This is a genomic window from Ruegeria sp. YTSA135 (genome assembly GCF_059610165.1).
The window spans coordinates 39,506-64,849 of record NZ_JBXWNC010000003.1; the positions used below are offsets into that span (position 1 = coordinate 39,506).

The following is a 25,344-nucleotide window of genomic DNA, read 5'->3' on the forward strand; positions in this document are numbered from 1 at the left end:
GCCGTTTTCTAATGGCCGGGGTTTTCCGGTTCCGTCAGCGCGGCTTCGCGATCAAAGGCTGATGCCCAGTCATCCAGCAGAGGGCTGTTGCCGTGCAAGAGACGCCACTGTCGAATGCCGTTGCGCCAGCCCGCACGGCCAACACGGGTGAGTGGCTCGGGCGCTTCAGCGGCAGGCACACCCTGCTCTAACAGGCGCCACGCGTCTTTCTTGGCGGTGATGTAGTCTTCGGGTGCCCAGGCGTTTAGCATCTTTTGAAATGCTTCAAAGGCGGCCCGGTTAAATGGCTTATCCTCACCCATTCGACCGATCACGGGATTTTCGGGATGCAACGCTCCGCATGGCGTCAGCCCGGCTGGAATCGGTGTATTAGCAGAATGCGTACGTCCTGCCCGCAGCAGTTTGGGCAGGACGTGGGTGTGCGGCCCGTCGGGAGATCTGCCGCCCGTGTCCGGACCTCCGATCATTTGATAGACTTCTACGCGCCCAATCCGTGTCAGCGCGACGCGATGCGGGTGGGCGGCGAGGATCGCAGGCATCGCAGGGTTGCCAACCTCGAACAGCGACCTTCCTGCGTTTTCCCGCAGGATCTTCAAAAGGTCGCCATCCAAAGTGCGGATACAGAAATCCACCTGGAACTGGTTCAGCCCCATGTCGAACAGGATACCATGGCGGTCTTCGACGCGGATCGCGTCCGCGTCCGGCCCCAGTTCCATCAGCACCTCCCGCTGGTTCATGGCCGCCATTTCCTGTGGCAAACACAATGAGACAGCCTGGGTCCAGCGATGCGGTTTCGGGCTTAGGGTTTCATAGGCAACGGGAACGACATTTTCCAAGCTATCCAAACGAATACCGCCACGTGACGTGAATTGCACGTGCTCCTTCATATCCCCGGGGGAGGGATCGCTTGAGACATGATGGAACTCGGCAATGGCACCGAAAGACCCCATATTCCAGCCGCTATCTTCCTGAGTCAGAGCCTGTTGCGTGACCATGGCCAGATCAAGCATGCGTGGGTTCCTTTCGTTCCGAAATCCAAGCGGTCATCCCGGCAGCAACCGCATCGTAGACGGCGCGCCCGACAGCTTCACCAATATCTGTATGAAGCCCGGCAAAGTCGACTATTCCGATCGGTGCCGCAACGGCAACGCAATCCGTACCCGTGCCAGTTGCAATCCCCGTGGGCAGGTTAAAATGGGCGTCCATCACAGCAGCGGTCCGGGCTTGCACGGCGATGCTCATGGCTTCGATCAGACCGGTTTGGCTTAGCCCGGTATCGACGCGCACGGCCACGTTGATGGTGCCCCAATCACGGTTTGAGTAGTCGACACGCTGGCCGACCCTTTCACCATTGGACAGGCCCACCGTGGCCACGGCCTGCGCCATCACAGATCCAACTTCGGCAGTTCGAGACTCAAAATGCTTGATCGCCCGTGACGTCAACAGGGCTACTGCATCCTCGCTGTTGCGGCGCTTCAACTCGTTTGCCAACCACATGCGCACATCCATTCCCTGGGGCAGATCGGCGTTGCGCACCTCACGCCACAGAATCTGTGAGGCCAGAACAAAACCGGGCCGGTTGACTGCCCAGCTCAGCACTGCCATTTGCTGCCCCAGATCAAAACTCAGCCACGGGGCGTTCAACGTCAGACCGTTCACCCGACGACCTCAAGCGGTTGAAACACGGGACCAGAGGCGGTGTTCTCGTGCCAGACGGAAATGCCAAAGCTGCGCGCCATCAGATTGGCTGAGAGGACTTGCGCAGGAGGGCCGTCAGCGATCACACCGCCCTCTGCCAACAGGATCAGCCGCGTGCAATGACGCGCGGCAAGCCCGAGGTCATGCAAGGACACAAGCACAGCCCTGCCTTCATCGGCAAGATCACGGAACACTTTCATGGTCGAAATCTGATGTGCAGGGTCCAGACCTGCGGTGGGCTCATCTGCCATCAGGATGGGCGTGTCTTGTACCACGGCCCGCGCGATCAGCGCACGGGCCTGCTCACCGCCCGACAGGCGGGATGCAGCACGCAGGCGTAGCGCCCCCAAGTCCATTCTGTCGATGACCTGATCAATAAGAGCCTGATCCCTTTCAGCTATCGCACCTGTTGGTGAAAGATGCGGCAGGCGTCCAAGCGCAACAAGCCGCTCAACGGTGACCGGCCATGCGATTTCGCGCGCTTGCGGCATCCATGCGACTGTCCGGGCCCGGTCACGGGCGGTCAGGTTCGCAAGCGAGCTTTGACCAGAATGTGGTATCAACCCCAGGGCCGCCCGCATCAGACTGGTCTTGCCTGCACCGTTGGGGCCGATTAGCCCCACCATCTCACCAGCAGAAATCGTAAGGCTGACCCTGCGAAACACCTCTCGGTTGCGCAGGGTAACGCCTAGATCGCGCAGTTCCAAGGCGGTCATAGCATGTCTCTCCGCGTCTTGTAGATCAGGTGCAGGAAAAGTGGCGCACCGACAAGGGCGGTAACAACACCCAGTTTAAGATCACGGTCAGGCAGGATCACGCGCACCGCGATATCAGCCAGTTGCAGCATGACGGCGCCACCAAGCGCTGAAGCCAAAAGCAATCTGGACGGGCTGGCGCCGACCATTGGCCGTAAGATGTGTGGGACCACAAGGCCGACAAATCCTATCGCTCCGGCAACGGCCGTTCCTCCCCCTACGATACTTGCCGTTCCCAGCACCAACAAGATACGCAGACGGGACAGGTTGATGCCAAGCGTTTCGGCTGCTTCTTCGCCCAGCGTCAGCGCATCCAACCCTCGGGCCGTTACAGCAATCATAATTGCACCCACGAGGAAAAAGGGCAGCGCGAGCCAGACATGCACCATCGACCGATCTGCCAAAGATCCCATCATCCAAAAAACGATTTCATTGGCCGCAAAGGGATTGGGCGAGAGGTTCAGCGCCAGCGAGGTCAGCGCCCCGGCCAAGGCAGAGATTGCGATCCCGGCAAGGATAAGCGTCAAAGACCCACCGCGCGGCCCTGCAAGGATCATGATTAGTGTGACGCCGATAACAGCTCCGGTAAGAGCGGCAAAAGGAAGGGCCAGTACACTGCTTGCGGCCAGACCGGTATAAATCGCCAGCACAGCCCCCAAGGCCGCAGACCCGGAAACGCCCAGTAACCCGGGTTCGGCCAGCGGGTTGCGCAGATAACCCTGCATCGCGGCCCCTGCAAGGCCCAGCCCTGCGCCAATAAAAATCGCCAAAATGGCGCGCGGCAGACGTATTTCGCGCATCACCAGCGTCAGCGGCCCGTAATCTGCGGAGAACAAGGCAGCCAGACTGTCCCCGGCGGGGATACCCGCCGGACCGATGGTCAGTGATAACAGAAACAGCCCAACCCCGCAGAACAGCAGAACGATCACAAGCCGCCTCATTCAATGCCCCATTGCCAGTCTTCGCGTGCACGCCTGAGGTTTTCAATCGCGCGAACGACGTAAGGAGTACCGCAAACCCAGTCGCGATCCGACACCAGTACCTGACCCGAGCGCGCCCGTAGATGTTTGACCACGGGATGCTGCAAGTATTCTTCGGCCCGGCTGTGTCCCGGATAGGGTTGCGCGGTGATCACGATGTCCGGGTCGGACAGCGCCAATTGTTCCAAAGGCAAAACGCCCCCGGCGGTCATGCCCATCTCTGTCGCGATATTTTGCAGCCCTGCCGCGGTCAGAATTTGGCCAGACAGGGTTTGATCGCCAGATGTCCAACCGTGCGTTGAGTATATCGCGGCACGTGGTCCATGCGCCCCATTTGCGGTTAGTGCTGCAAGCCCTGCATCATAGTCCTGCAAAAGCTTGTCCGCAGCGTACTGACGCCCCAGGACCTCTCCCATTTTCAGGATGTTGGTGCGGATATCCTCCAGCGAGCGGGCGGACTCGAAAACGACGACAGGAACACTCAGCCTTTTGAGCATGTCCACCGTCGCCTGTGCAGAAAAGCGATTTGCGATCACGAGATCCGGCCGTTGCAGGTAGATTTCTTCGGCGAGACCGTGATTGACCCCGTGGCGCATGGCTTCTTTAGTCATGGCCGACACGCGGCTGTCGCGCGCGAAATAAGACACCGAGATCAGTTGGCCAGGGGCAGCCAGCATCATGGCCAACTGATCGGTGCACACATTTATCGAGACCACGCGCTGAGGTTGCGCCCAGGCCATTTTGGTCAGGCTGACCAGAACACAAACAGCAATCAACCGCAGCCACATGATCAAAACGCCGCGCTCAGGCCGATATATCCGGTGCGCCCGCGTTTGGCGAAACCCCAAACGTCGGAATATTCTCGGTCGAACAGGTTGACGATACGACCAGTCAGTTTGACTTTGTCGGTCAGTGAGTATTGCGCCGCGACATCAACGGTTACGTAGTCGGGCAGTTTTTTCGTTTCAAAGCTACCGAAGAATTGCGTGTCGTAATTGTCCGCCACATAACGAATATCGCCGGTTACAGACCCGCGCCCTTGCAGGAACTCTTGCGTTGCGGTCAGCAATAATTCGTGCCGGGGGCGGCGAACTTCCACCGATCCATCCGGGTTTTCCGCGTCGATATAGGTATAGCTAAGACGCAGATCGAGCGTGTCTGTCGCCTCAAGCGTGCCCGAAACCTCTACCCCGCGGCGGGTACTGTCCCCGGCTTGGTTGATGAAGGTCGAACTGCCCAAAACCGGATCGAAGACCGCCGTGATTTCATCAGTTAGATCGTCGTGAAACAGGGTCACATCAACCAATCCGCGACCGGCCCAGAACGGCACTTCGGCACCCAGATCGAAAGACTTGTTTTTCTCGGGTTTCAGGTTCGGGTTGCCGACAAATCCAAAAGAGTCGGCAAACAATTCGAAATAGGATGGATTGACGATGCCTGTCCCGGCCGATCCGTGCAAACGCACGCCTTGGGGCAGAGTGTAAGACGCCGCCAGTGTCCAGGTGAAATCATTCTGGAACGTTTTGTTATCGTCGTACCGGATGCCAGCCTGAACATTCAGCCCATTCTCCAGCGATCCCCGGTACTCCAGCGCGTATGATGTTGTTTCGCGTTCAAACTCGGGATCAGAGGAACTGCTGTCTTCTTCCCATTCCACGATCCCGTTCAGCAAGTGGTTGCTGTCAACCGTCGCGCGCCCGTCCAGGCCGAGGCTTAAAAGATAACGGGCCGAGTCCCGGTCCGTTTCGGTCGGTGTACCACCATTGGTGGATTGTTCGTTATCCGTCCGATCATAGCTGAAACGGTGAACCATTTGACCTCCTCGCGCCTCGTATTCAGCGTAGACCTGACCAAGCCGCTCCTTCCGCTCAGACCGTTGGGTAGGATCGTCTACGACGTAACCCTCGGGGGTAGTGGCCAGGAAGTCTGTGCTGTCGAAGTCATAGTTTTCATCTGAATCGCGAAACACAAACCCAAGTTTCAAACCTTCGGCAACAAAATAATCTCCGGTAAGGTCAATCGTGGTGCGGTCAACACTGTCTTTTTCCCCGTTGCTGCCGGAATAGTCATATCCGTCATCGTCCAGCCGCGCGATACCGACAGCGACGCCGCCTTTATCGTTACGATAGGAATACCGGGCGGACGCGTTGTACCCGTCACCAAATTCAACCGTGCCACCATATTCGTGACCTAGCCCGCCTCTCTTGGTGATGATGTTGACCACACCAGCCGAAGCGTTCGAACCATAGAAGACGGATTGCGGGCCGCGCAAAACCTCGATGCGTTCAATGTTGGCCGTCTGAATGCCGGACAGGATGTATTCTCCGTCACCGCCGGCTGCCGGAACGCCGTTGATCAGGATCAGCGTATGGTTGGCTTCGGCGCCCCGGATTCGAACTTGCGTCAAGGCATCACCTGATCCGCTGACGGACACACCCGGAACAGCCCGCAGGGCGTCTTGCACTGTCGTGATACCACGCTGCTCAATCTCCTGAGAGGTAATCACACTGGCTGCACGGCCGTATTTCTGTTCTTCAATGGGCGTGAAGCCCCCGGAAATCACGATTGTTCCGATATCAATCGTTTCTTGCGCGTGGGCAGCCGTGGCAACTGCAAAAACTGTCGCGGCTGACGCTTTCAGTAAGGCGGTTTTCTTCATTGTTTGTCCCTCGGACCCCTTTCCGGAGAAAGGGCATAAGACACCTTGTTCGGTGTCTTGATTGGTTGTTGTCGTTGGAGGAAAACAACCTCCGCAGACGGCGAAATGTCACCGCTACGGATAGACCGTTGCCAAAGACGCGCCCCGCGTCCGGACAGGGTGATCGCTCTGGCAGGTCTCCTGACTCTCGGATCGACGCCAAACCGGGCCTTCCCATCCCTTTTGGGACAGTGGCATATGCCGGCAAAGCTCACCGCTTACAGTTGCGGGGGCAGTCGAGGAATTGGCGCAATGGCCGCACCCCGTTCCCTATTATCCGGATGGAATCCCACCCGGACCAGAACGCGCGGAAATTGACTGTATCTACTGCGAATTGTCAATCGTGAAGTTGCGATAAGCCTTGAAAATCAGGTTGCGCTGTCTCAAAAGTCTGCCGTGCGCGCCGATTAGGTGGGGTCGGCTGTCCGCAGTTTATGAGCTATGAGTCATCTGCGTCGTCGCATCAGTTTATGCCCAAATCGTACAGGGTCTGGTCAATCCCGTCGCATTCGTGACAGATGATCAGGAGGTCGGGGATCGAGCCGATCATAGACTTAGCCCACATTTTCGCACCGCGACCTGCTCATGATCGCGCGCAAAGGGCAGCGCGACGAGTTTTCTATCTGGCGTATGCCCGCTTTGACCTAGTGGTTTGGCAATGCCTGCGGCCTCTTTTGGGTCAGCCGGCATACAGAGCTTTGTCGAGGCGGCGTTGGTCGCTTTCAACGTTGAGACAAGCGGTGACAAAATGGTACGCTTGGCAGAAATGCAACAAACCAGATACTTGCCAAGGCTGTCATAAACACTGTGCTAACTTTTTGGTTGTGGCTTCTCGGGCTGATCCATAGGCCTTTTTCGGAAGTGGGTATTGTTCTGGAACAAATTTCTTGCGGCGTCATGCGCGGGTGGGATCGGCGAGATTTAGTGGCCACTAGCCCGGATGTTGTGGCATAGGCGGTTCATGAACGACCTACCGACGCGCAAGACCTTACCGCAGCTTGACGAAAGCCTGCTGACGCATCTGCCGCCCTTTTCAAAACTGGAGCGCCGACAGATGCGCACGATCCTTGATCAGGCAAGCTCACGCCGATACGAACCTGGTACCGTAATCTTTGAAGAAGATGCGCCGGCCGACCGGTTTTATTTGTTGCTTGATGGATGTGTTCGCGTCGTCAGGGTTACGCCGACAGGTGAACAGGTCACTGCACTACACATTCCAGCGGGACAATTGATGGGTTTTGCCAAGGCGATTGGGCGGCAGACCTATCCAGCGACGGCGATCACGGCAACCGAAAGCATCGCGTTGAGTTGGCCCATGCGGCTTTGGGAAACGTTCGCAGTAGAATATGACGGCTTTTCGACCGAAACCTACAAGACCGTTGGAATCCGTCTGGGTGAAATAAACAATCGGGTCGTCGAAATCTCAACCTTACAGGTTGAACAACGCGTCGCCAATGCGCTGCTGCGCCTTATCCATCAGACCGGCCGTAAAGTCCCGGACGGGATCGAGATCGACTTTCCGATCACGCGGCAGGATCTTTCGCAAATGACTGCAACCACCCTGCATACTGTCAGTCGCCTGCTTAGTGCGTGGGAAAAGAAGGGGATGGTTGAAAGCCGCCGAAAAAGGATCAAGGTTCTTGATCCGCGAGCTTTGGCCGCAATCAGTGAGGCCAGAATAGAATAGAGTTTCGTTGCTTCCCATAACTCGGGCGGAAACGCGTCATCATTCACGTCGTATTCGCAATGCGCTTCCGCGTTCGTGTGAAAGGGACTTATCAAACAGCACACACAGCGTCCAATGCCGCATGAGCACGGTAACTGTTTGCGGACGGCACGGCATTATACTTTCCAAGGACAGATTGGAATTTTCCAGGCTTGGTTTTCGCATTGACCTCTCCTCCTTTTCGAAAGTCTAGGCAAGGAAATCATCAGAACATTGCGCTTGCGCAAACTTGGTCCGATTGCCACCGGCTAACTATTCCCCATTCCTTGCCCGCAAAGGTAAGCTAATGGTGGAAATCTTAACGAAATCGTCCGCGCGCAACATTTTCTACGGAGGCTCGATCTTTTTTGTCGTGGTTTTCGTGGCCCTGACCGTTCAGTCCCACCGGTATGTCGTCGGCACGTCAACTTCGGGTATGGAGTTGAGTGATGTGGTCGTTCACAGCAAACACATTTGGGGAAAACACTCCTGCATCAATTGCCACAGCCTTCAAGGAGAGGGCGCGTATTTTGCGCCCGAACTCGGAAATGTCATGACTCCGTGGGGCGTTCAGAACAGTCTCGAAGATGCCTTTGATATCCTGAAAGGTTGGATCGAGTCGCAACCAAGCGGCATCGCAGCCCAACCCCAGCTTCCGTTTTATGAACCGACAGGCCCCGAATGCAACCTGTTCGAAACGGCCCATGAAAACGGTTTGCCCCTTCTGCTGAAGGGGCCCACCGGATGTGGCAAGACGCGGTTTGTCGAGCATATAGCGTCTCGCCTTGGCAAACCACTTTACACGGTGGCCTGTCATGATGATTTGTCGGCGGCTATTCTGAACGGACGTAACCTGTTGAAAGGTGGAGAGACCGTATGGGTCGACGGGCCCCTGACCCGCGCTGTGCGCGAAGATGTCACGGTTGTTCTTCATCCGCTGACGGATACGCGCCACACGCTGATGATCGACCGAACCGGTGAAGAACTGATTGCGCCCTCTGAGTTTATATTGGTGGCCAGTTACAACCTCGGGTATCAGAATGTCCTGAAACGGTTGAAGCCTTCGACGCGACAGCGGTTTTTGTCGATCAGTTTCAACTTTCCAGACCCTGAAACCGAGATCGAAGTTTTCTCGATCGAAAGCCGGTTAGAGCCGGGCGGCGCCGCGCCACTGGTGCGCCTGGGCGGGCATATTCGCAATCTCTCCGGCATGGATCTTGAAGAAGGCGTCTCAACCCGTCTTATGATCTATGCCGCCACGCTTATAGCGCGCGGTGTGAGGGTGGATCAGGCAATCAAGGCGGCTGTCATTGAACCTTTGAGCGACGAGCCAGACGTGCAGCAGGCGTTGCGTGATCTTGTTCTAGCAGTTTACGGATAGGTCGGATGCGTCTCGTTGATCTCATGGAGCCAGAGGAAACGATCGGTAACCTCTGGCACGATATGGCAAGTGGGATTGGCGCTGAGACGCGCTTGCCCTCGGCGCGTGTGGAATTGGCATCTGTGCGACCCAGCCTTGCGGTTTTTTTCCAGGCACTTGGTGGCTCTGGCGGGGTTGAAATCGGAGAGGCTGCCACGACGCTGGTGCGACATCGGCAGCCACTCAAGCGTAAGTTGGGGGCAGAACGCGACCATGAATATGTGGCACGATACGATAGCGAAAAGCTATACCTTCCTCCGGTTATGGACGCGTTTCCCGACCCCAGGCTGAACCGCGCGGCCTATTTCTGGCTGACTGCCCTTGCCGCGCAAACCGGGTTTGTGCCCTTGGACCTTGCAGGTGTTGGACCAGCCCAGGATTATGCTCAGATCCGCGCAAACGCCCAAGTGTCGGATGCCGTCTTCAAAAGTTGCCCGGGTCTGCGCGCAGATTATTCAGAGATGGCGGCCTATTGTGCCAAGACGCGACCGGATTTGCATCGGCCCGCACAAGAAGCGTCGATCGAACAGGCAATTCGCATGCAGCTGGGCGGTGATGTGCTTAGCTTTGGTAAAACTGCAAGCACAACCCGCAGTTTCATGCCATATGCAACAGTGCCAATCTGGTTGCGGTTTGAAGCTCCGGGACAAGGCGGAAGCGCCGCGCCTGAGGTAGAAACAGAGCAACCCGCGCCGGCTCCATCGGCGCCACTCAGCCGCCGCAAGCTCGGCGAGCGCAAAGATCAGGATCAGATTACGCTGTCGAAGCAGGATCGAAAGACCGCGACACGACTGAGGCTGCATCTTGATCTGTCGCCCGCCGATGCAGATCACGAAGCGTTGGCCGGCGAATACTCATACCCGGAATGGAACCACCGAACTCGTAGCTATATGCAGGATCACTGCCGGGTTCTTGAGGCGCCGATGCAGTCCGAACGGCCACAGTCTGCCCCGAATGACCGATATCTTCGCGCTGTGCGTCGGCGGTTTGAGGCGCTTCGCCCCCGGCGCGTGCTGCAACCGCGTCAGATTGATGGGCAAGAGCTTGATCTTGATGCCCTGCTGACCGCACGCGCGGACATAATGGCCACCGGACGCGGGTCTGATCGTATCTGGCAAGCCGCACGACAGGTGGACCGCAATGTATCGGTTGCTTTTTTGATCGACACGTCCCGATCACCCGAAGCCGCAATCGGCGATACCTCGGTCATCGACGTTGCGCGCGACACCATGGCGGCCCTGGCGGTGGGAATTGACGCGGCCGGGGACCGCTCTGCGATATGGGGGTTTTCGTCCCTGCGGCGCAATCGCGTGTTTCTGACGCGCTGCAAGGGGTTTGAAGAAAAGATGGGTGCCAATGCGACCAACGCCATCGGCGCGTTGAAGCCTGGCCACTATACCGGTCTTGGCGCAGCCATCCGACATGTCAGTACACAGCTTGCCAAGGAGCCAAGCGCCCGCAAACTGCTGATCGTGCTGACGGACGGCAAACCCAACGATCTTGATCACTACGAGGGCCAGCACGGTATCAAAGACAGCCATATGGCCGTGCGCGAAGCCCGGGCCGCCGGCCAGAGCTTGCATGGCGTGATCATCGACGAAGACGGGCAGGATTGGTTTGCGCGTATCTTTGGGCGCGGTGGTTTCACGCTTTTGCCAAACCCCGAGCGCCTGTCGCGGGCGCTGCCGGAGATCTACCGAACATTCACACAGGAGACCTGACATGCGCAGCCCATTATTTTGCGTCGCCGTACTATTTGCGTCACCGGCATTTGCCGAAACCTTCGACCGGCCAATCCCGCAGGCGCAATCCGCAACTGCTGAATTCTGGTACGCATTGGCTTGCATTACCCTCATAATCAGCATGGTGGCCGCGCAATGGCTGATTTCGCGCAGATGAAACGACGGGGGTGGTCGACCCGGCGCATCGCGGTTGCGCTTTACCCGTTTGGGGCGGGCGCTGCGGCAGTTAATGTATTTTTCGCCTCGTTGATCTTTAGCTGGGTCGGTGGTCCGGTCCTGTCGACCGAACTTTCAATCCTTGCAGGTGCCGTACTGGGTATCCCTGCAACATGGTTTTTTGCAAAGCACATCCGCCACCTTATGGGTGTGGCAGACAATGGAACTCAAAGATGAAGACCGATACGTGTGGCGTCCGACCCAAACGTGTTGCGCACCTTGGCAACAGCTTGCATTACTTTCCGCCAGTGAAGGAGGACGGTGATGTCACAAACTTCTGCTGAACAGATGCGCGCCTGGAAAGGCCCGGCACTCTTTAGCTTTGGATTTCGGCCCTTCTTTCTGTTTGCGGCTGTATGGGCGGTAGTTTCAATGCTGCTTTGGCTCGCGGCGCTGGCAGGCGCAGTGGTTTTGCCAACAAGATTGGATAGCATCTCATGGCACGCGCATGAATTTCTTTTTGGCTACCTGGGTGCTGTGTTAGCCGGTTTTCTGCTGACGGCAGTGCCAAACTGGACCGGGCGATTGCCGATCGTGGGGTGGCGGTTGGCAGGTCTGTTTGCGCTTTGGGTCATCGGGCGGTTTGCAATCCTGTTCTCAGCGACCCTGCCAATCTGGTTGGCCCCGATTGTCGACCTGGCCCTTCCGGTTGGTCTTGGCATGGTTATCCTTCGTGAGATCGTTGCAGGTAAAAACTGGCGCAACCTGATCGTGTTGGCTTTGCTGGCGGTCTTTACCGTTGCCAATGCCATTTTCCACTACGAAGCCCTTTCCGGTGGCTATGCGGCGCAAGGCGTTGGCTTAAGACTTGGCGTTGCCACCGCCATCATGATGATCGCAGTCATAGGTGGCCGCATCGTGCCCTCATTCACGCGCAACTGGCTTGTTCGCCAGCACAACCCGGCCCGCCCCGCTCCGCCGATGCAGAGATTTGACAAAGCTGTCCTTCTTCTGAGCCTTCTTGGCTTGGGTCTTTGGACGCTGAGGCCCTTTGATCTGCTCACAGCAATAGCCTTGATTGCTCTGGGTGTGCTGCATTTCGTCCGGCTTATTCGATGGCAGGGACATCAGACATTTGGCGAACCGTTGGTTTGGGTTTTGCATATGTCGTACCTCTTGATCCCGCTGGGTGCGCTGGCGATCGGGGTTGATCGGATTTTGGGTAGCCCAAACACTGCAGGAGCGCAGCATTTGTGGATGGCTGGTGCGATCGGTACCATGACACTGGCTGTTATGACCCGGGCCACTTTGGGTCACACGGGTCAGGAGCTAAGGGCCAATCGAATGACCGTTTTGGTGTATTTGTGCATCTTCGGATCCGTGTTCACCCGACTGTTGACGTCTGTCTGGCCAGAGATGATCCATATCTCAGGATGCTTGTGGTTGGTCGCATTTGCCGGGTTTGTCTGGGCTTACGGCCCCGCCCTGATACGACCCAAAACGGTAGATGGGGCATGAGTTGGGCCGGTTTTGCGGCGATATTTGCCGCGTTCTTCGTTACTCATTCGATCCCGGCGCGCCCGGCCGTCAAAGCCCGCATCGTCGCGCAGACGGGCCCGGCGGGTTTCGGTATCGGATACTCGATCTTGTCGCTTGCTATGCTGTCCTTGCTGATCTGGTCCGCAGGTCAGGCCCCATATGTGCAGCTTTGGCCCCAGCATCCGTGGCACCGCCACATAGTGCAGATCGGTATGCTTGGGGTGTGCCTGATCCTGGCGTTCAGTGTCGGACGACCCAATCCCCTGTCGTTTGGGGGCCGCCGAAACGAACGGTTTGACCCGCAACACCCTGGAATCGTGCGCCTTACAAGACATCCAATCCTCTTGGCTTTGGCGTTGTGGGCTGGGTTGCACCTGTTGCCGAACGGTGATCTTGCGCATGTGTTGTTGTTCGGCGTTTTGGGCTGCTTTGCCATTGCCGGCCGCAAAATAATTGACCTGCGTACACATCGTGACTTAGGCGAGGAGAATCGGGAGGCTGTTGTGGCCCAGATCAATCGTGCACCGCTGTTTCAAATATCAGTGTCATGGCGGCAGGTATTGTTGCGCCTGTTCGCGGGCGTTGTTCTTTTTGCAATTCTTTTGACATTGCACCCACTTGTCATCGGAGTTTCAGCCGGTTGATCTTGAGCAGACGCTTGGTCAATCAGGAGAATTCACAACCGTTTTCCACGATGTACAGAGGTATTGCAAAAGCGGCTGCCGACAGGTCCGTCGTCCGCAGCCGCTTGGGTGTTTAGTTGGTCTTCAGTGGGGCGTTCAGAAGCAAAGGCTTGCTTCCGGATGTATCTATCCACGCATTTGTCCCATTCAGACGTGACCCGGCAATATTGTCCGCGTCGAACCGCATCTCGAATTGGTCGGGACCATGGGCATAGGCAACAACGAGGCCGAATTCGGGGTCAAGAAACCCGCCATGGGGCTTGATACCCGGATAGCTGATGCGCCATGCCTCTCCGTCCAGACCGACATAGCCGAGTGTCAGCTTGCCGATAACATCGCCGGGCAGTTCGAAAAACCAAACCCAGGGTCCGCCAGAGACAATCGTCATGACCTCGTCAATGCCCACACCCTCATCCGTATGGTTGACGTGCAATGGGCCGAACTTGTTGTGAACCCATGCACGGGTTTCGGCGTCCATCTTGTTCATGTCGTAAATTTTGGGGTACGGTGCCATCCCTTCTTCGAATGTGGTAAGTGAGCCACCGTTTTCGACCGTCGGCGTGCGACCAGCCGCCTTAATCTCGGCCAGAAGGTCCGTACGAGTCAGCTCGAAATCAGAAATCAGCTGCGCTTCTTCTTCGGCTGTGATCGCGCGGCTGTGCGACGCTTCAAGTATCGGCAAGGCCTGTTCCGGGATCACGACAGTGCTGACGCGGACGCCTATGCTTTGCAGCACTGCGTTCACGTCTTCTACGCCAAATGTTGCGGCGCGCCCATCGGTGTATTCAAGTTTCAACACACCAGCGGTGTCTTCTGGGTTGGCAAAGGCCTGCGCGGGAAAGCACAGAACAGCCGCTGCCATGACAAGTTTTGAGAAGATTTTCATGGTGGAATTCTCCGGTTCAGGTTTCACAGGGCGTCCCCGGTTGGTTGCCAAAAAAACAGGGACAATCTGCGGCACGGTTTTGCACTGCCGCATGGCTTCTTCTGGATGGCGCTGTAAATCTATTCAGTTTCCATGCCGCAGATAATCCGGCTAATATGAAACCGTATGTTGAGAAAAAGTCACCATATGCTGGAGAGGAATAATGGAAGGAATGGGCGATATCCCGGTCGTTGTGGCAGTTGCTGAAACGCAGGGGTTTGCTGCTGCGGCGCGTCGGCTGGGGGTGTCCAAATCCGCAGTCAGCAAAAGGGTTACGCAGATTGAAAAACGACTGGGCGCGCAGCTGTTTCACCGATCTACACGCAACGTCAGCCTGACCGAGGCCGGCGAGCATTTCTATTCGCATGCAGTCAGGTCGCTTGATGCGGCGCGTGAGGCTGAAGACAGCGTTCTGGCCCTTCAGGATTCGCCCAAAGGACGTCTTAGGGTGAACGTGCCAATGGCTTTTGGGCGCTTGCACATCGCGCCGCTCATGTCCGCGTTTTTGCGGCGGTATCCGGGCGTGGCCGTCGATATGGTGATGGATGACCGGGTGATCGATTTGTTTGCTGACGGCTTTGATCTGGCTTTGCGCGGCGGCACGCTGGCGGATTCGATGCTTGTTGCGCGTAAAATCGCACCTTTACGTAATGTTCTGGCGGCCTCACCAGAATATCTGGAGCGGCATGGGAGGCCGGCAACGGTTAGTGATCTGAACGGCCACAACTGCTTGCAATATTCCTACAGCAGGGACTTTCAGGAATGGGTCTTCCAGTTTGGAGGCAAGACCAAAACCTTTCGCCCCACCGGCAGCTACAGTGTGAATAACGGCGATGCCCTGCGAGAGGCGATCCTTGGCGGAACGGGCATCGGACGATTGCCGACCTTCACGGCAGGGCCAGATCTTGTGGCGGGACGGCTGGAGAGAGTGCTGCCAGAATGTCCACTCCCGTCACAGACGCTTTACGCCATCTATCCAGAGCGTCGCCATTTGCCTGCGAAGGTGCGTGTTTTCATTGACTTCATTCTGGAACATCTCGGAGGGGATTTGCCGCCTTGGGACAGGGATGTCGGCGAATAAGACCTGCAACCGTGTGATGAGTTGGCCGAGTGACCGAGACGAAGGGGCGCACAACTCGTTTGCGAAGGCCTCTACACGAAGCTCAACCGATGCCATTGATCAGTCGTATCGAGAAGCCCATAAAATACAAATATTTGAATAAAGGATGATAGTATGACCCATCGCAACCCTACAATCCCATGATTTTTGTCAGCGATGAATTTGATAAACAAACGGGTTATAGCGTTGAAGAGGCATTAGGGCGAAATTGCCGTTTTCTGCAAGGACCTGACACCAGTCCGTGGACCATCGAAGCCATTCGCATGGGGCTTAAGGCGCAAACACGATTTACAATCGATATTCTGAACTATCGCAAAGACGGAACGCCATTCGTAAACCGTCTGCGCATCCGTCCGATTTACGATGGGCATGGGCAGTTGATGTTTTTTGCCGGTGCTCAGAACCCAGTGGGATGAAAACAATCAGGATTGACCGGCGAGCCGTATTATTACGAAGGCTGCGCAGCAGATATGTGCCAATGTTATCACTACAGACAAAGTGTGAAGCCGCTTAAATCGGCTTTTATCTCCTGAATCCGTTGCAGCATTGATCGCGGGCATCAGAACCTGCCGTGCGAAAACCGTCGTCACCGCAATTACACCCATGAATGCGCTGGATATCGGGTCTATGGCTATCAGAAGGATGGCAGCCACCGCCGAAGTTGCCAGTACGAAAAAGTAGAAATACGGGAATGCACGTCGAATAAGTGGCCCCGCCGTTTCCGCCGGAAGAGCCGTGAAAACGAACGCAGCGAACCCGAAGGAATAGAGCGTCGTCCCACCAAACATCAGAGCGGTGACAAGAAGTGCAAATTCAAGCATCTCTGGACCTTCCCTGTTCTAATTCTTGGAAACGGGACGCCGAAGACCCTGCGCCGACAAGCGACCAGTGCATTTCAGCTTTGGAACGGCGTAGGGGACGTCTCTCTTGTAGTCTTCAAAGCGGCGGCCAAAACGTTTTTCAAAACGACGCTCTTTTAACATCGGTGCCACAAGACAGTACGTCGTAAGCGCGATTGCAAGGGCAAGCTGGTCAGGGGTCCATATCGGGACCGTCCACAATGTCAATGCGAAGGCAACGTATATCGGCTGGCGTATCACGCGGAACAAGCCTGTTGTTGGCATGTCGGGAAACACGGGCTTTGCATTTTGCATCAGGGACATCCAACCCAGTGCACCCGACTGAACTTCGGCGCCCGCGTCCCAACTGGCTTTGATCAACAGTGCCCACGACGCCGCATAAAACGCCGTGAACAAGTACAAGACCCATCCCTCGGCCTGCCACCAGACAATACCGCTTGGGGTCCACAAAACAAAAAGAGCCAAAAGCTGCACGGAAGCGATCATGGCGTAAGTTGTCGTGCCCAAAGTTGCGCCATGCGGGCCGGGGACAAAACGAGCCAGCCACTTCATACCACGGCCGGTCAGCAAAAGAGAGTGCGCCAAAGGGAACTGTAAAATCAGTAGGGCGTTGGTAAGTGTGGCGGTTGGCCATGGCACCGTGCCCAGGCTTTTGCTCATGCCGAAGAACATCGCAATGACCATGGCCGCAACCGCCAACGCAAAAACAATATGAGTGAAGAGACCAAAACCGAGCGCGATCATTATCCTGCCGGTGCCCGGTTCGGGGTTCAATGCACCGTTTGCAAGCCTGAGCAGTCGCTTTAAATGACCATCGCCTGGACTGGTCATACGGTGGTATCCGAGTGTTTCTTCGGCTTAGCCCCCAATCGCGAGGCGATCCGTGACAGCATCGGTCGCAGCGGCAGGAAAATGCGATAGGCAAACTCCATCACCTGCACCGCGCCGGGAAGTTGAGCTACGCGCGCAAGCCATCGCCACTTGGGCAAAGCCTGCCAAACGGCGACAAACCCGTTTGCTCCGGACACAAGCGTTCCATCAGGCAATTGCACGTGAAACCTTGCCATTGCTTTGTCCTGCGAGAGCCCCTCTGCAAGCTGTGCGTCAGGGTTTGAAACATCCACAAACCGTAAGCCATTTGCGCCTTCGCAAGAGGCATAATGCCCTATTTCAAGGGAACACAGCGGGCAGGAACCGTCAAAATACACAGTGGCACGTTGCGGGGAAGTGTCATCTGCTCCGCAAAGGATTTGCTTTTGAACCGCCTGATCGTCAGCCTTGGGCATGTGGTTTTTCTTCCTGAAGTTATCAGTTCAGTCCCGGAAGAACGTAGTCCGAGGAACCAAAAAGCCACTGTGAAACGATGCGATATGACGCCGCATTGTTTCGTTTGTCCTCCGCCGACCTTCCTGATTTTGAGTCTTCAGATGGCCAAAGAACAACCCATCAAGGTGAATGCTTAGGATCGTTTACGTAAAACAGCGCCAGCGCGGTTTGTAAAACGTTCACTTGTTCTGGGGCAACTCTCTCGTTTTCCTTCGTTGTAAAGCCCCGAGCTTGGTTGGCTGGCATGGCGCAAACGACCGGGTATGTTCCGTTTCGTGGGCGCGCCGTGCGCTCAGTGTCCAAAGTGACGATGCAAATGTGACGGCAATCGGACGTCCGGCCGCGTTTTACCTGATTGATAACCGACCAGCGGTGTTTCAATGCGCTAATCCGAAAGGCACAGTTTATTGCTGTCCAGATCCCGTACATATGCTGAAAATCGTGGGCCACGCTGTTTCGGCTCGCCCGCGCATGTCCCGCCTAGCGTGACTGCAAGAGTGTAGAGCCTCTCGACCTCTGCGGGTGATCCCACGCTAAAGCCGACCATGGTGCCGTTGCCATTGGTGGCGGGCTGCTTGTCAAAAGGGATGGCTACTGCAAAGGCAAAACCCTCGCCCAACCAATACGTCATCCTTTCACTGGGTGACACGCGGTTCATCGCGGTACGATCAAAAAGCCGGTCGTAAAACGGAGTTGCGGCGTCAATGTCATTCGTCCCGATAACGCAGTAGCTCATTTGCATTGGAGATTTCCTTTTTGAGGCATGTCCGATTGCGTTTTCCGCTGTCGTCACTTGTCGGTCAGCTTGAAGAACTCGATCAATTGGCCGTTAGGATCAGTGATCTTGAGAAGGTGGATTCCGGGCTCCTTGAGTATCTCAGGTGCTGCGGCACCGGTTGCCGCGACGCGGGATCGAAGCACTTCAAGATCGGCAGCTTGCAGATAGGGGACCGCGCCTGACCCAGGCTCGGCCCCGGGTGCGTACCGATCCCGAGAGACGATGGCAAACCAACCGCCTTCGATGTCGAAAGCAACAAAATCGGGCAGTTCGATTGTCGGCGCGCGGCTCAACAGGTTGCGGTAGAAGGACTTAGACTGCTGCACGTCGTCACTTGGCACATAGGCACCCATGGCGGCTATTGCCGTGTCGTCTGCAACATCTGTGGTTTGAGCGGCACCTGCGATTGGAATGAAAAGGGTAAGGGCTAATCTCATGATGGGAATCCTTAATTGACAACGGTCGTGTCTCTACAACCCCTATGCTGACAGCGTGTTGTCAGCATAGCGTCAGTATAAGTGGTGTTGTCGAAAGGGCCCCTTGTGCGACGCGGTGACAGGCTGTTCGAAATCATCGAAATCCTGAGACGGGCGAAGGCGCCCATCTCGGCCCAGACTATTGGGGCCGAATTGGGTGTCACAAAGCGTACGGTCTACCGGGATATGGCCGCTCTGATCGCGCAGGGTGTGCCAATCACCGGTGAAGCCGGTATCGGTTACATCCTTGAGCCGGGTTTCCACATGCCGCCTCTGATGCTGACACCGGATGAGATCGAGGCGGTCATGCTCGGGGTCATGTGGGTCAAAACACGGGGTGAGCCCGAACTAGCGGTGGCCGCTGAAAAGCTGATCACCAAGTTGGAAACCGTTGCACCAGCCAAATACCGAACCTCGTTTCTAGAGCCAGTGGTCAGCGTTGCGCCGATAGGCCAGCCGGAGGAGACGCTCGGGGCTGCATCCATCCGCCGGGCCATTCGGCACCGCAAGAAGATTTCTCTTGTTTATACAGATTTCACAAGTCGACATTCGCGCCGAGTGATCTGGCCGGTCCTTCTGGGTTATCGAGACAAAAGCCGTATCATTGCCGCGTGGTGTGAGTTGCGCCAAGGCTTTCGCTACTTCCGGACCGAGCGGATCGTCGAAGCCGAAGTTCTTGATACGCCAATCCCACGTCGTATGGACCTATTGCGGGCCGAATGGCGCAGGGCTGCGGACGCTGAACGCAAACGCTATGAGGACGGGATACGGGGCTAAGGTGCCCACAGCGGCAATCCGTGCCAATACGCCCAGCCCGTGCCTGGCTGCCTGACGCAAGCGGTTCTGGCCAAAATCACTCTACTCAGCCTTACGCTGCGTAAAAAAGGAGCCAACCGCCCTGTCTCAACTGCATAATCTGCTTCTCATGTTGAAAAACCCTGACCGACCGAATGATTTAAAGCGCATAAGGCGCGGTGGTTCCATGCGCGAGACGTGCTAATAAAAATGGAATTCGGTACAGCCATCTGGCCAAATCCAAAGTTGTTCCCGCAACTGTAGGCGGAAAGCCGTCCCGAGATCGTCCACTGGGCACAGACCTCGGAAGGATGAGGAAAGCGTTGACTTGCAAGTCAGTTGAGCCCCGACCCTGCGGACAGCGCGCGGTGTGGCTTAAGCGGATATCATCCTTGTTCACGGCCTGGGCTTTTCAACATGGTCAGACCGTTGATTTCAGAGTTGGGCGCCGAAGCGATAGCCTTTGTCGCGACTGATTGTGTCACGCCGGTCAAGGTCGGTGGTGAATTTGACCTGCATGCATAGAAATGTTTGTCAAACAGTGTGACCTCGCATGACGCGTTTGGGGACTTGACGGATGCCCACGGTATGAACTTCCCTGCACCCGTCGGCATCGATCCCAAGGCTGAGCCTTCGGCACAGGACGTTGCAGTCCTGATTAATCAACTGAAAGCTGAAGGTTCGGCGGCACTGTTCGCAGAAAATATCACCAACCCGGCCCTGGTTCAGCAAATCTCGGAGGAAACGGCGCTCAAGATCGGTGGCCGCCTGTTCTCGGACGCACTGTTGATCGGGTCAGTCAGCTGATCAACCCAACACGAGGTGGATTTTTCACCATCAATTCGAAAAATCGCATTCACAGAAGTGGTATGATTGGGCCGTAGTTCGCATGGGATACTGTGCCGCATGACGGGCTGTCGCAGGGTGTCTTTTACCCTCAATATCCAACGCGAACTGTCTATCAAACGAACCAAATACAGGTGTGAGATGGACACATCACTGCTGTCCCGAATTCAATTTGGGGCGAATATCTCCTTTCATATTCTTTTCCCGACGATCACGATCGCACTGGGCTGGGTGCTGCTGTTTTTCAAGCTGCGCTTCAACGCAACCGGGGATGAGAAGTGGATGCAAGCCTATCGTTTCTGGGTCAAGGTCTTTGCCTTGTCCTTCGCCATGGGTGTCGTTTCCGGAATTACGATGTCTTTCCAATTCGGCACCAATTGGCCTGGCTTTATGGAGGCTGTCGGAAATATCGCAGGGCCGTTGCTGGCTTACGAAATTCTAACGGCGTTTTTCCTTGAGGCCGTGTTCCTTGGCATCATGCTGTTTGGCTTTTCAAAGCTGCCGAACTGGCTGCACACGACTGCAACCTTTCTCGTGGCGTTTGGTACCACCATGTCCGCGTTCTGGATTCTGGTTCTGAACAGCTGGATGCACACGCCCGCAGGGTTTGAGATGCGCGACGGTGTGGCCTTTGCGACAGATTGGTGGGCGATCATTTTCAACCCCTCAATGCCGTACCGCTTGACCCATATGTTGTTGGCTAGTGGCCTGACAGTGGCCTTTCTGATCCTCGGCCTGTCAGCTTTTCGCTGGCTGGTCGGAGACCGTGGCCCGGACGTGCGGGCCACGTTCAAGACTGCGGCGCGGCTTGGTGCGCTGCTGATCCCGGTGCAAATCTATATGGGTGACCTGCACGGCCTGAACACGCTAGAGCATCAGCCTCAGAAAGTGGCCGCGATGGAGGGTAACTGGGAGACCAAATCCAACGTCCCGCTGGTGTTGTTCGCAATCCCGGACGAGGAATCGCGGGATAACCGCCTTGAGGTCAGCATCCCGAACCTTGCCTTGATCATCCTGACGCACAAGGCCGATGGTGTTGTGCCGGGCCTGAACGATTTCGTGGCCGAGGATGGCACCGCTCTGCACCCGCCGGTTGCGCCTGTTTTCTGGTCATTCCGCGTCATGGTGGGAACAGGCATTACCATGCTTTTGCTCAGTTGGTCCGCGCTCTGGTTCATGCGGCGGGGCCGTGGGCCGGGTGGGGTGCCAAAGCTGATGCAGGTGGCGCTGGTGCCGATGGCCTTTTTAGGGTGGGTTGCCACTCTGGCGGGTTGGTACACGACCGAAATTGGTCGCCAGCCGTGGCTTGTGCAGGGCGTGCTGACGACGGAACAGGCGGTGGCAGACGTTCCCGCCCCGATGGTGGGAACCACTTTGGCGGCATATCTGATGATCTATGCGCTGCTGCTGGCTGCTTATGTCGGAGTGTTGTTCTACCTAGCCCGTAAAGCGGCCAGAACCGGCCTGTCGCAGCAAAATCATCCTGCTTCGGCGCCCCAGGGCGTCAAAGCGGTACCGGCGGAGTAAACGCGATGGAACTCTTTGGTGATCCGACCTACTGGCTGCCGCTCGCCTTTGCGGCACTCATGGGGGTGTCGATTCTGGTCTATGTCATATTGGACGGTTTCGACCTTGGCGTAGGGGTCCTGTTCCCCTTCGCCGATGACGCGGAGAAAGACCGGATGGTCGCCTTGATCGGGCCGTTCTGGGACGCCAACGAGACATGGTTGGTTCTGGCCATCGGCATTCTGCTGGTGGCCTTTCCAACCGCTCATGGGGTGATCCTGACGTCACTTTACCTGCCAGTTGCCATCATGCTGATCGGTCTGATCCTAAGGGGCGTTGCGTTCGAGTTTCGGGTCAAAACGCCCTCGCATCACAAATACTACTGGAACCTGGCCTTTTTTGCGGGCTCTTCGATAACCGCCCTATCGCAGGGCTTCATGCTGGGCAAGTACATCATGGGGTTGGAAAGCAATTGGGCCACATGGGCCTTTGCGATGATTACGGCTGTTTTCCTGGCCGTTGGGTATTCGTTCATCGGCGCCTGCTGGATTATCCTCAAAACCGACGGAGAACTACGGGAAAAAGCCGTTCGATGGGCCAAAGGGGGCATCTGGGGGCTTATTATCGGGCTCGGTGCCGTCTCGTTGGTGACCCCGTTGGTCAGCCCTCGTATCTTCGAGAAATGGTTCACCTTCCCCGAATTTTTCCTGCTGTTGCCGCTGCCTCTGATGTCCGGGGTCTTGATCGCGTTGCTGTGGTACGCTTTACGCCACCTTCCGACTAGGAATGACAGTTGGGCCTGGTTCCCGTTTGCGGCGTCGATTGTTTTGTTCACGCTCGCGTTCTTTGGGATGGCCTATAGTTTTTACCCCTATGTCGTCCCCGAGCAGTTGACGATTTACGAGGCGGCCAGCGCGCCAGAAAGCCTGTTCATCATCCTTATCGGCGCGATTTTTGTGTTGCCTGTCATCGCCGGGTACACTGCCTTGTCATATACGATCTTTCGCGGCAAGGCGACGGAGCTGCGCTATGACTAGGTCTTTTAGGTACACGATCGGCGCTTGAATCTCAGCAGTTTCAAGATGACTTCTGCGCATTTCGATTTACCTTTTCGAAATGCGCGATCTGGTTGACAGGGCTTATGTTTGGTTTTCTGCGGCTGTGGCGGTCATGCTGTTGGCAGGAACATTGATTGTCATTCTGCTTGCGACAGCCAGTTTCCTTCGGGAAACCGCGGCCGTTGTGATGGCCTCTGGCACCGGCGTGACATACGAGGACCTGCAACAGCTTTTGCCCTGCTGCTGGGGGCGATAATAGCGTTGGAACTGGCCCATTCCGTGCATTTGATGGTGAAGGGCAGCAAGGGTTACGAACAGGTCCGGGTTGTCTTGATGATCGGCATCCTCGCAGTGGTCAGAAAACTGATCGTCATGGAGATTGACCAGGTTTCGGGTTTATTGATTTTCGGCCTGTCGGCCGCGGTCCTTGCATTGGGCTGTGCCTTTGCGATGCTTTTATGGGTGGATTGGACCAGGACCTCATCCGAAAAGGGTTAAACGGGTTTCTGAATTAGATGAATTCGGAAGCAGCTTGGTTCTGCCAAACAAAACTCCTAGCTGCACGCGGGCCCATCCATGGCGTTCGGGTTGGCCGACCCGTTGGAACCGCCGTGCGGCCTTGTTTTCTGTGTCGCCGCCTTTCTTCCACGACGTCTCGGCGATGTTTTTCTGAACCCACCGAGGCTTGGCTGACTGATTTAGACGTGTTTATCCACCTTAAAATAGCTGGCCGCGACGCTTTGGCCTCTTTTCCGGGTTTGCGGCAGGTCCAATTTGTAATGCCAGCAATCTGCATCAACCAGAGTTATTGATGAGCAAAAAAATCCCTAGCCCCTGCATTGACGTGTGCAAGTTCCGCCGCGCGGGACATTGCATTGGGTGTTCCATGACAAAGAGCCAGAAAAAGCTGTTCGAGGCGATCAAACGCCCCGATCAGCAAGAGGCATTTGTTCAGATTCTGGTTTGTCAGCAGAAACAAATGGGCCGGTACACCCATTGGGGACCGGCCTATCTGAAGAAACTGAGGAAGAAAAAAGCCAAGGTGAAAGTTACCTTGGATGGTTAGCTCAGCGCAGATGTGAGCGCAGGAACCAGGCGAATTTCTCATGGGTTTGGCCGCGGCTGATGCACACATCCTCGGTCAATGCGTCGCCGTGGCTGGCGGCAAGTTCGCCCGCTCCAGCCAGGGTCGCGGCCAAGGTTTCCTGAGCGTCGAGCATCATTTTGACCATGTCTTTGTCGGTGGCGGATCCGTCATGTTCAGCCACTTTCGACCGCTTCAGCATACCAGCCAGCGTGCCTTCGGCATGTGCGTCCAGAGCTTTGATTCGCTCGGCAAGGTCATCCTGCGCTTGGAAGTGATCCTCGTAGATTTTCTGGAACAAATCGTGCAGTGGGCCAAAGGCCATGCCGGTCACGTTCCAATGGAAATTCTGCGCCAGCATGGTGGTGACGGCAGTTTCGGCCACGGATTGGTTCAGCGCCTCGGCAATCGCAGCACGGGAATCGGGTGTCAGGTCGATGGCTGTTTGCGTCATAATATTTCCCTGGTTCTTAATTTTCGTCGCGCCGGAATGCCGCAACATCAATATTCTGATCCCTAAATTAAGGGATCGCAGCCAAATTCCAAGAGGTTTTTAGAACAATTCTAAAAATGGCCAAAATTCTTGGAAATCGACCCAACCAGAAAGGAAAAATTCCGCTGTGTCCAACGTGGCACGCGCGACCGGATGAGAAAGCGGAAACTGTCCTGATCTTTTTGCTCAACCGCTTCGAATAGCCGACCTAGCCATGCCTCGTCAAAAGACAGTTCTGCAACTCCGGGACGATAGAACACAGGCCGCTTTTCTACAGCCTGACGAAATCCCCGCATCAGTGTTTCGGCGTGGCGCATCCATTCATCTGACGGATCAGCCAATAGCAAAGCACAAGCCTGATCCAAATCTACCCGGGCGGCAGACCGGCATCGCAGCGCAACCATCCGCAGATGGTTTATGATCTGCATCGTCCGCGCCTCCAATTGCGGAGAGGGTGTGGCGCGAAAGTCGTCCGTGTTTGAGAAACTGATTGCCTGCATCATGATGTGGGACTGCTTGCTCGTACAATTCCCGACAATAGTACTAGGGATAGCACTATTCAAGTCGCGCCGGTGTTGGGAATCCAACAGCCCTGTGAAAAACTGCGTGCGCAGTGCCGCATATGCAGTGCGGTTACAATCTGTTTCAGCAAGCCAAAAGGAGTGATTGGTCACAGCATGGCGTCAGTTAAACATCAGGGA

30 protein-coding genes and 2 riboswitches are annotated in these 25,344 nt (G+C 56.1%); of the genes, 16 read left to right on the forward strand and 14 right to left on the reverse strand.

Going from position 1 to position 25,344, the window contains the following annotated elements; genetic code table 11:
* Positions 1 to 8: 8 nt before the first annotated feature.
* Genes AC2FIT_RS04980 through AC2FIT_RS05005 form a run of 6 tightly spaced genes read right to left on the reverse strand, consistent with a single transcriptional unit; the run spans position 9 to position 6,092 of the window.
* The gene (locus AC2FIT_RS04980) at positions 9 to 1,010 is read right to left on the reverse strand and encodes a DUF6925 family protein (protein ID WP_496827235.1); all 1,002 of its coding nucleotides are present in this window, start codon (positions 1,008 to 1,010) and stop codon (positions 9 to 11) included.
* On the reverse strand, positions 1,003 to 1,659 hold the full coding sequence (locus AC2FIT_RS04985; RefSeq protein ID WP_496827237.1) for an adenosylcobinamide amidohydrolase: 657 nt from the start codon (positions 1,657 to 1,659) through the stop codon (positions 1,003 to 1,005). Before AC2FIT_RS04985 ends, AC2FIT_RS04980 begins: the two co-directional genes overlap by 8 nt.
* Positions 1,656 to 2,414, reverse strand: a complete 759-nt coding sequence (locus AC2FIT_RS04990) for an ABC transporter ATP-binding protein (RefSeq protein ID WP_496827239.1) — start codon at positions 2,412 to 2,414, stop codon at positions 1,656 to 1,658. The genes AC2FIT_RS04985 and AC2FIT_RS04990 overlap by 4 nt, the downstream gene beginning before the upstream one ends.
* Positions 2,411 to 3,394, reverse strand: coding sequence for a FecCD family ABC transporter permease (locus AC2FIT_RS04995; RefSeq protein WP_496827241.1), 984 nt, complete (start codon positions 3,392 to 3,394; stop codon positions 2,411 to 2,413). The genes AC2FIT_RS04990 and AC2FIT_RS04995 overlap by 4 nt, the downstream gene beginning before the upstream one ends.
* Entirely contained in the window at positions 3,391 to 4,221 is an 831-nt protein-coding gene (locus tag AC2FIT_RS05000; RefSeq protein WP_496827243.1) for an ABC transporter substrate-binding protein, read from the reverse strand. Before AC2FIT_RS05000 ends, AC2FIT_RS04995 begins: the two co-directional genes overlap by 4 nt.
* Positions 4,222 to 4,223: 2 nt before the next feature.
* Entirely contained in the window at positions 4,224 to 6,092 is a 1,869-nt protein-coding gene (locus AC2FIT_RS05005) for a TonB-dependent receptor plug domain-containing protein (protein WP_496827245.1), read from the reverse strand.
* Between the two features lie 153 nt (positions 6,093 to 6,245).
* A riboswitch (cobalamin riboswitch) is annotated at positions 6,246 to 6,449 on the reverse strand.
* Positions 6,450 to 7,092: 643 nt separating this feature from the next.
* Here AC2FIT_RS05005 and AC2FIT_RS05010 point away from each other — a divergent pair.
* From AC2FIT_RS05010 to AC2FIT_RS05040, 7 genes are all read left to right on the forward strand, one after another.
* Positions 7,093 to 7,818 (forward strand): Crp/Fnr family transcriptional regulator, encoded by a 726-nt coding sequence (locus tag AC2FIT_RS05010; protein ID WP_496827247.1) that lies wholly within the window; start codon positions 7,093 to 7,095, stop codon positions 7,816 to 7,818.
* Positions 7,819 to 8,470: 652 nt separating this feature from the next.
* Positions 8,471 to 9,217: a CbbQ/NirQ/NorQ/GpvN family protein gene (locus tag AC2FIT_RS05015; protein WP_496827772.1), complete on the forward strand. Its 747-nt coding sequence runs from the start codon at positions 8,471 to 8,473 to the stop codon at positions 9,215 to 9,217.
* Positions 9,218 to 9,222: 5 nt separating this feature from the next.
* Entirely contained in the window at positions 9,223 to 10,977 is a 1,755-nt protein-coding gene (locus AC2FIT_RS05020) for a nitric oxide reductase activation protein NorD (RefSeq protein ID WP_496827249.1), read from the forward strand.
* Position 10,978: 1 nt separating this feature from the next.
* The gene (locus AC2FIT_RS05025) at positions 10,979 to 11,155 is read left to right on the forward strand and encodes a protein NnrT (RefSeq protein WP_496827251.1); all 177 of its coding nucleotides are present in this window, start codon (positions 10,979 to 10,981) and stop codon (positions 11,153 to 11,155) included.
* The gene (locus tag AC2FIT_RS05030) at positions 11,134 to 11,391 is read left to right on the forward strand and encodes an NnrT protein (RefSeq protein WP_496827253.1); all 258 of its coding nucleotides are present in this window, start codon (positions 11,134 to 11,136) and stop codon (positions 11,389 to 11,391) included. Before AC2FIT_RS05025 ends, AC2FIT_RS05030 begins: the two co-directional genes overlap by 22 nt.
* A gap of 87 nt (positions 11,392 to 11,478) precedes the next feature.
* Positions 11,479 to 12,672 carry an NnrS family protein gene (locus tag AC2FIT_RS05035; protein WP_496827255.1) on the forward strand — a complete coding sequence of 398 codons (1,194 nt, stop codon included), beginning with the start codon at positions 11,479 to 11,481 and terminating at the stop codon, positions 12,670 to 12,672.
* Positions 12,669 to 13,337, forward strand: a complete 669-nt coding sequence (locus AC2FIT_RS05040; RefSeq protein WP_496827257.1) for an NnrU family protein — start codon at positions 12,669 to 12,671, stop codon at positions 13,335 to 13,337. Before AC2FIT_RS05035 ends, AC2FIT_RS05040 begins: the two co-directional genes overlap by 4 nt.
* Positions 13,338 to 13,449: 112 nt before the next feature.
* Here the strand turns inward: AC2FIT_RS05040 and AC2FIT_RS05045 are convergent, their stop codons facing one another.
* On the reverse strand, positions 13,450 to 14,262 hold the full coding sequence (locus AC2FIT_RS05045) for a hypothetical protein (protein WP_496827259.1): 813 nt from the start codon (positions 14,260 to 14,262) through the stop codon (positions 13,450 to 13,452).
* 202 nt (positions 14,263 to 14,464) lie between these two features.
* Here AC2FIT_RS05045 and AC2FIT_RS05050 point away from each other — a divergent pair, with 202 nt between their 5' ends.
* Positions 14,465 to 15,382, forward strand: coding sequence for a LysR family transcriptional regulator (locus tag AC2FIT_RS05050; protein WP_496827261.1), 918 nt, complete (start codon positions 14,465 to 14,467; stop codon positions 15,380 to 15,382).
* Positions 15,383 to 15,561: 179 nt separating this feature from the next.
* On the forward strand, positions 15,562 to 15,837 hold the full coding sequence (locus AC2FIT_RS05055) for a PAS domain-containing protein (RefSeq protein ID WP_496827263.1): 276 nt from the start codon (positions 15,562 to 15,564) through the stop codon (positions 15,835 to 15,837).
* 6 nt (positions 15,838 to 15,843) lie between these two features.
* Here AC2FIT_RS05055 and AC2FIT_RS05060 read toward each other — a convergent pair whose 3' ends face one another.
* From AC2FIT_RS05060 to AC2FIT_RS05080, 5 genes are all read right to left on the reverse strand, one after another.
* On the reverse strand, positions 15,844 to 16,242 hold the full coding sequence (locus AC2FIT_RS05060) for a DUF4149 domain-containing protein (RefSeq protein WP_496827266.1): 399 nt from the start codon (positions 16,240 to 16,242) through the stop codon (positions 15,844 to 15,846).
* 18 nt (positions 16,243 to 16,260) lie between these two features.
* Positions 16,261 to 17,112 carry a methyltransferase family protein gene (locus AC2FIT_RS05065; protein ID WP_496827268.1) on the reverse strand — a complete coding sequence of 284 codons (852 nt, stop codon included), beginning with the start codon at positions 17,110 to 17,112 and terminating at the stop codon, positions 16,261 to 16,263.
* Positions 17,109 to 17,567 (reverse strand): thiol-disulfide oxidoreductase DCC family protein, encoded by a 459-nt coding sequence (locus AC2FIT_RS05070; RefSeq protein WP_496827270.1) that lies wholly within the window; start codon positions 17,565 to 17,567, stop codon positions 17,109 to 17,111. Before AC2FIT_RS05070 ends, AC2FIT_RS05065 begins: the two co-directional genes overlap by 4 nt.
* A 425-nt stretch (positions 17,568 to 17,992) precedes the next feature.
* Positions 17,993 to 18,349, reverse strand: coding sequence for a VOC family protein (locus tag AC2FIT_RS05075; RefSeq protein ID WP_496827272.1), 357 nt, complete (start codon positions 18,347 to 18,349; stop codon positions 17,993 to 17,995).
* 47 nt (positions 18,350 to 18,396) lie between these two features.
* Positions 18,397 to 18,822, reverse strand: coding sequence for a VOC family protein (locus AC2FIT_RS05080; protein ID WP_496827274.1), 426 nt, complete (start codon positions 18,820 to 18,822; stop codon positions 18,397 to 18,399).
* A gap of 105 nt (positions 18,823 to 18,927) precedes the next feature.
* Between AC2FIT_RS05080 and AC2FIT_RS05085 the strand changes: the two genes are divergently transcribed.
* The 7 genes from AC2FIT_RS05085 to AC2FIT_RS05115 all read left to right on the forward strand — a co-directional run bounded on the left by AC2FIT_RS05085 (position 18,928) and on the right by AC2FIT_RS05115 (position 24,132).
* Positions 18,928 to 19,638, forward strand: a complete 711-nt coding sequence (locus AC2FIT_RS05085) for a helix-turn-helix transcriptional regulator (protein WP_496827276.1) — start codon at positions 18,928 to 18,930, stop codon at positions 19,636 to 19,638.
* 178 nt (positions 19,639 to 19,816) lie between these two features.
* Positions 19,817 to 20,019: riboswitch (cobalamin riboswitch) on the forward strand.
* Positions 20,020 to 20,199: 180 nt separating this feature from the next.
* Positions 20,200 to 20,463, forward strand: coding sequence for a metal ABC transporter solute-binding protein, Zn/Mn family (locus AC2FIT_RS05090; RefSeq protein ID WP_496827278.1), 264 nt, complete (start codon positions 20,200 to 20,202; stop codon positions 20,461 to 20,463).
* Positions 20,464 to 20,643: 180 nt separating this feature from the next.
* Positions 20,644 to 22,029, forward strand: coding sequence for a cytochrome ubiquinol oxidase subunit I (locus tag AC2FIT_RS05095; RefSeq protein ID WP_496827280.1), 1,386 nt, complete (start codon positions 20,644 to 20,646; stop codon positions 22,027 to 22,029).
* Between the two features lie 5 nt (positions 22,030 to 22,034).
* Positions 22,035 to 23,045 (forward strand): cytochrome d ubiquinol oxidase subunit II, encoded by a 1,011-nt coding sequence (locus AC2FIT_RS05100; RefSeq protein WP_496827282.1) that lies wholly within the window; start codon positions 22,035 to 22,037, stop codon positions 23,043 to 23,045.
* A gap of 79 nt (positions 23,046 to 23,124) precedes the next feature.
* Complete coding sequence (locus tag AC2FIT_RS05105; protein WP_496827284.1) at positions 23,125 to 23,322, forward strand: hypothetical protein; 198 nt, start codon at positions 23,125 to 23,127, stop codon at positions 23,320 to 23,322.
* A 5-nt stretch (positions 23,323 to 23,327) separates the two neighbouring features.
* Positions 23,328 to 23,564, forward strand: coding sequence for a phosphate-starvation-inducible PsiE family protein (locus AC2FIT_RS05110; protein WP_496827286.1), 237 nt, complete (start codon positions 23,328 to 23,330; stop codon positions 23,562 to 23,564).
* Between the two features lie 313 nt (positions 23,565 to 23,877).
* On the forward strand, positions 23,878 to 24,132 hold the full coding sequence (locus AC2FIT_RS05115) for a DUF1289 domain-containing protein (protein WP_496827288.1): 255 nt from the start codon (positions 23,878 to 23,880) through the stop codon (positions 24,130 to 24,132).
* Position 24,133: 1 nt separating this feature from the next.
* Here AC2FIT_RS05115 and AC2FIT_RS05120 read toward each other — a convergent pair whose 3' ends face one another.
* On the reverse strand, positions 24,134 to 24,604 hold the full coding sequence (locus AC2FIT_RS05120; RefSeq protein WP_496827290.1) for a Dps family protein: 471 nt from the start codon (positions 24,602 to 24,604) through the stop codon (positions 24,134 to 24,136).
* Positions 24,605 to 24,714: 110 nt separating this feature from the next.
* Positions 24,715 to 25,146 (reverse strand): hypothetical protein, encoded by a 432-nt coding sequence (locus AC2FIT_RS05125; RefSeq protein ID WP_496827292.1) that lies wholly within the window; start codon positions 25,144 to 25,146, stop codon positions 24,715 to 24,717.
* Between the last annotated feature and the right edge of the window lie 198 nt (positions 25,147 to 25,344).

What these genes read in the sequence shown, in the direction of transcription:
- AC2FIT_RS05095 (WP_496827280.1), top strand. Translation starts at nt 20,644, where the DNA reads ATGGACACATCACTGCTGTCCCGAATTCAATTTGGGGCGAATATCTCC.
- AC2FIT_RS05120 (WP_496827290.1), bottom strand. Translation starts at nt 24,604, where the DNA reads ATGACGCAAACAGCCATCGACCTGACACCCGATTCCCGTGCTGCGATT.
- AC2FIT_RS05000 (WP_496827243.1), bottom strand. Translation starts at nt 4,221, where the DNA reads ATGTGGCTGCGGTTGATTGCTGTTTGTGTTCTGGTCAGCCTGACCAAA.
- AC2FIT_RS05040 (WP_496827257.1), top strand. Translation starts at nt 12,669, where the DNA reads ATGAGTTGGGCCGGTTTTGCGGCGATATTTGCCGCGTTCTTCGTTACT.
- AC2FIT_RS05035 (WP_496827255.1), top strand. Translation starts at nt 11,479, where the DNA reads ATGTCACAAACTTCTGCTGAACAGATGCGCGCCTGGAAAGGCCCGGCA.
- AC2FIT_RS05030 (WP_496827253.1), top strand. Translation starts at nt 11,134, where the DNA reads ATGGCTGATTTCGCGCAGATGAAACGACGGGGGTGGTCGACCCGGCGC.
- AC2FIT_RS04980 (WP_496827235.1), bottom strand. Translation starts at nt 1,010, where the DNA reads ATGCTTGATCTGGCCATGGTCACGCAACAGGCTCTGACTCAGGAAGAT.
- AC2FIT_RS05075 (WP_496827272.1), bottom strand. Translation starts at nt 18,349, where the DNA reads ATGCAAATGAGCTACTGCGTTATCGGGACGAATGACATTGACGCCGCA.
- AC2FIT_RS05055 (WP_496827263.1), top strand. Translation starts at nt 15,562, where the DNA reads ATGATTTTTGTCAGCGATGAATTTGATAAACAAACGGGTTATAGCGTT.
- AC2FIT_RS05005 (WP_496827245.1), bottom strand. Translation starts at nt 6,092, where the DNA reads ATGAAGAAAACCGCCTTACTGAAAGCGTCAGCCGCGACAGTTTTTGCA.
- AC2FIT_RS05070 (WP_496827270.1), bottom strand. Translation starts at nt 17,567, where the DNA reads ATGCCCAAGGCTGACGATCAGGCGGTTCAAAAGCAAATCCTTTGCGGA.
- AC2FIT_RS05025 (WP_496827251.1), top strand. Translation starts at nt 10,979, where the DNA reads ATGCGCAGCCCATTATTTTGCGTCGCCGTACTATTTGCGTCACCGGCA.
- AC2FIT_RS05125 (WP_496827292.1), bottom strand. Translation starts at nt 25,146, where the DNA reads ATGATGCAGGCAATCAGTTTCTCAAACACGGACGACTTTCGCGCCACA.
- AC2FIT_RS05045 (WP_496827259.1), bottom strand. Translation starts at nt 14,262, where the DNA reads ATGAAAATCTTCTCAAAACTTGTCATGGCAGCGGCTGTTCTGTGCTTT.
- AC2FIT_RS04990 (WP_496827239.1), bottom strand. Translation starts at nt 2,414, where the DNA reads ATGACCGCCTTGGAACTGCGCGATCTAGGCGTTACCCTGCGCAACCGA.
- AC2FIT_RS05100 (WP_496827282.1), top strand. Translation starts at nt 22,035, where the DNA reads ATGGAACTCTTTGGTGATCCGACCTACTGGCTGCCGCTCGCCTTTGCG.
- AC2FIT_RS05020 (WP_496827249.1), top strand. Translation starts at nt 9,223, where the DNA reads ATGCGTCTCGTTGATCTCATGGAGCCAGAGGAAACGATCGGTAACCTC.
- AC2FIT_RS05010 (WP_496827247.1), top strand. Translation starts at nt 7,093, where the DNA reads ATGAACGACCTACCGACGCGCAAGACCTTACCGCAGCTTGACGAAAGC.
- AC2FIT_RS04995 (WP_496827241.1), bottom strand. Translation starts at nt 3,394, where the DNA reads ATGAGGCGGCTTGTGATCGTTCTGCTGTTCTGCGGGGTTGGGCTGTTT.
- AC2FIT_RS05105 (WP_496827284.1), top strand. Translation starts at nt 23,125, where the DNA reads ATGCGCGATCTGGTTGACAGGGCTTATGTTTGGTTTTCTGCGGCTGTG.
- AC2FIT_RS05065 (WP_496827268.1), bottom strand. Translation starts at nt 17,112, where the DNA reads ATGACCAGTCCAGGCGATGGTCATTTAAAGCGACTGCTCAGGCTTGCA.
- AC2FIT_RS05050 (WP_496827261.1), top strand. Translation starts at nt 14,465, where the DNA reads ATGGAAGGAATGGGCGATATCCCGGTCGTTGTGGCAGTTGCTGAAACG.
- AC2FIT_RS05060 (WP_496827266.1), bottom strand. Translation starts at nt 16,242, where the DNA reads ATGCTTGAATTTGCACTTCTTGTCACCGCTCTGATGTTTGGTGGGACG.
- AC2FIT_RS05080 (WP_496827274.1), bottom strand. Translation starts at nt 18,822, where the DNA reads ATGAGATTAGCCCTTACCCTTTTCATTCCAATCGCAGGTGCCGCTCAA.
- AC2FIT_RS05115 (WP_496827288.1), top strand. Translation starts at nt 23,878, where the DNA reads ATGAGCAAAAAAATCCCTAGCCCCTGCATTGACGTGTGCAAGTTCCGC.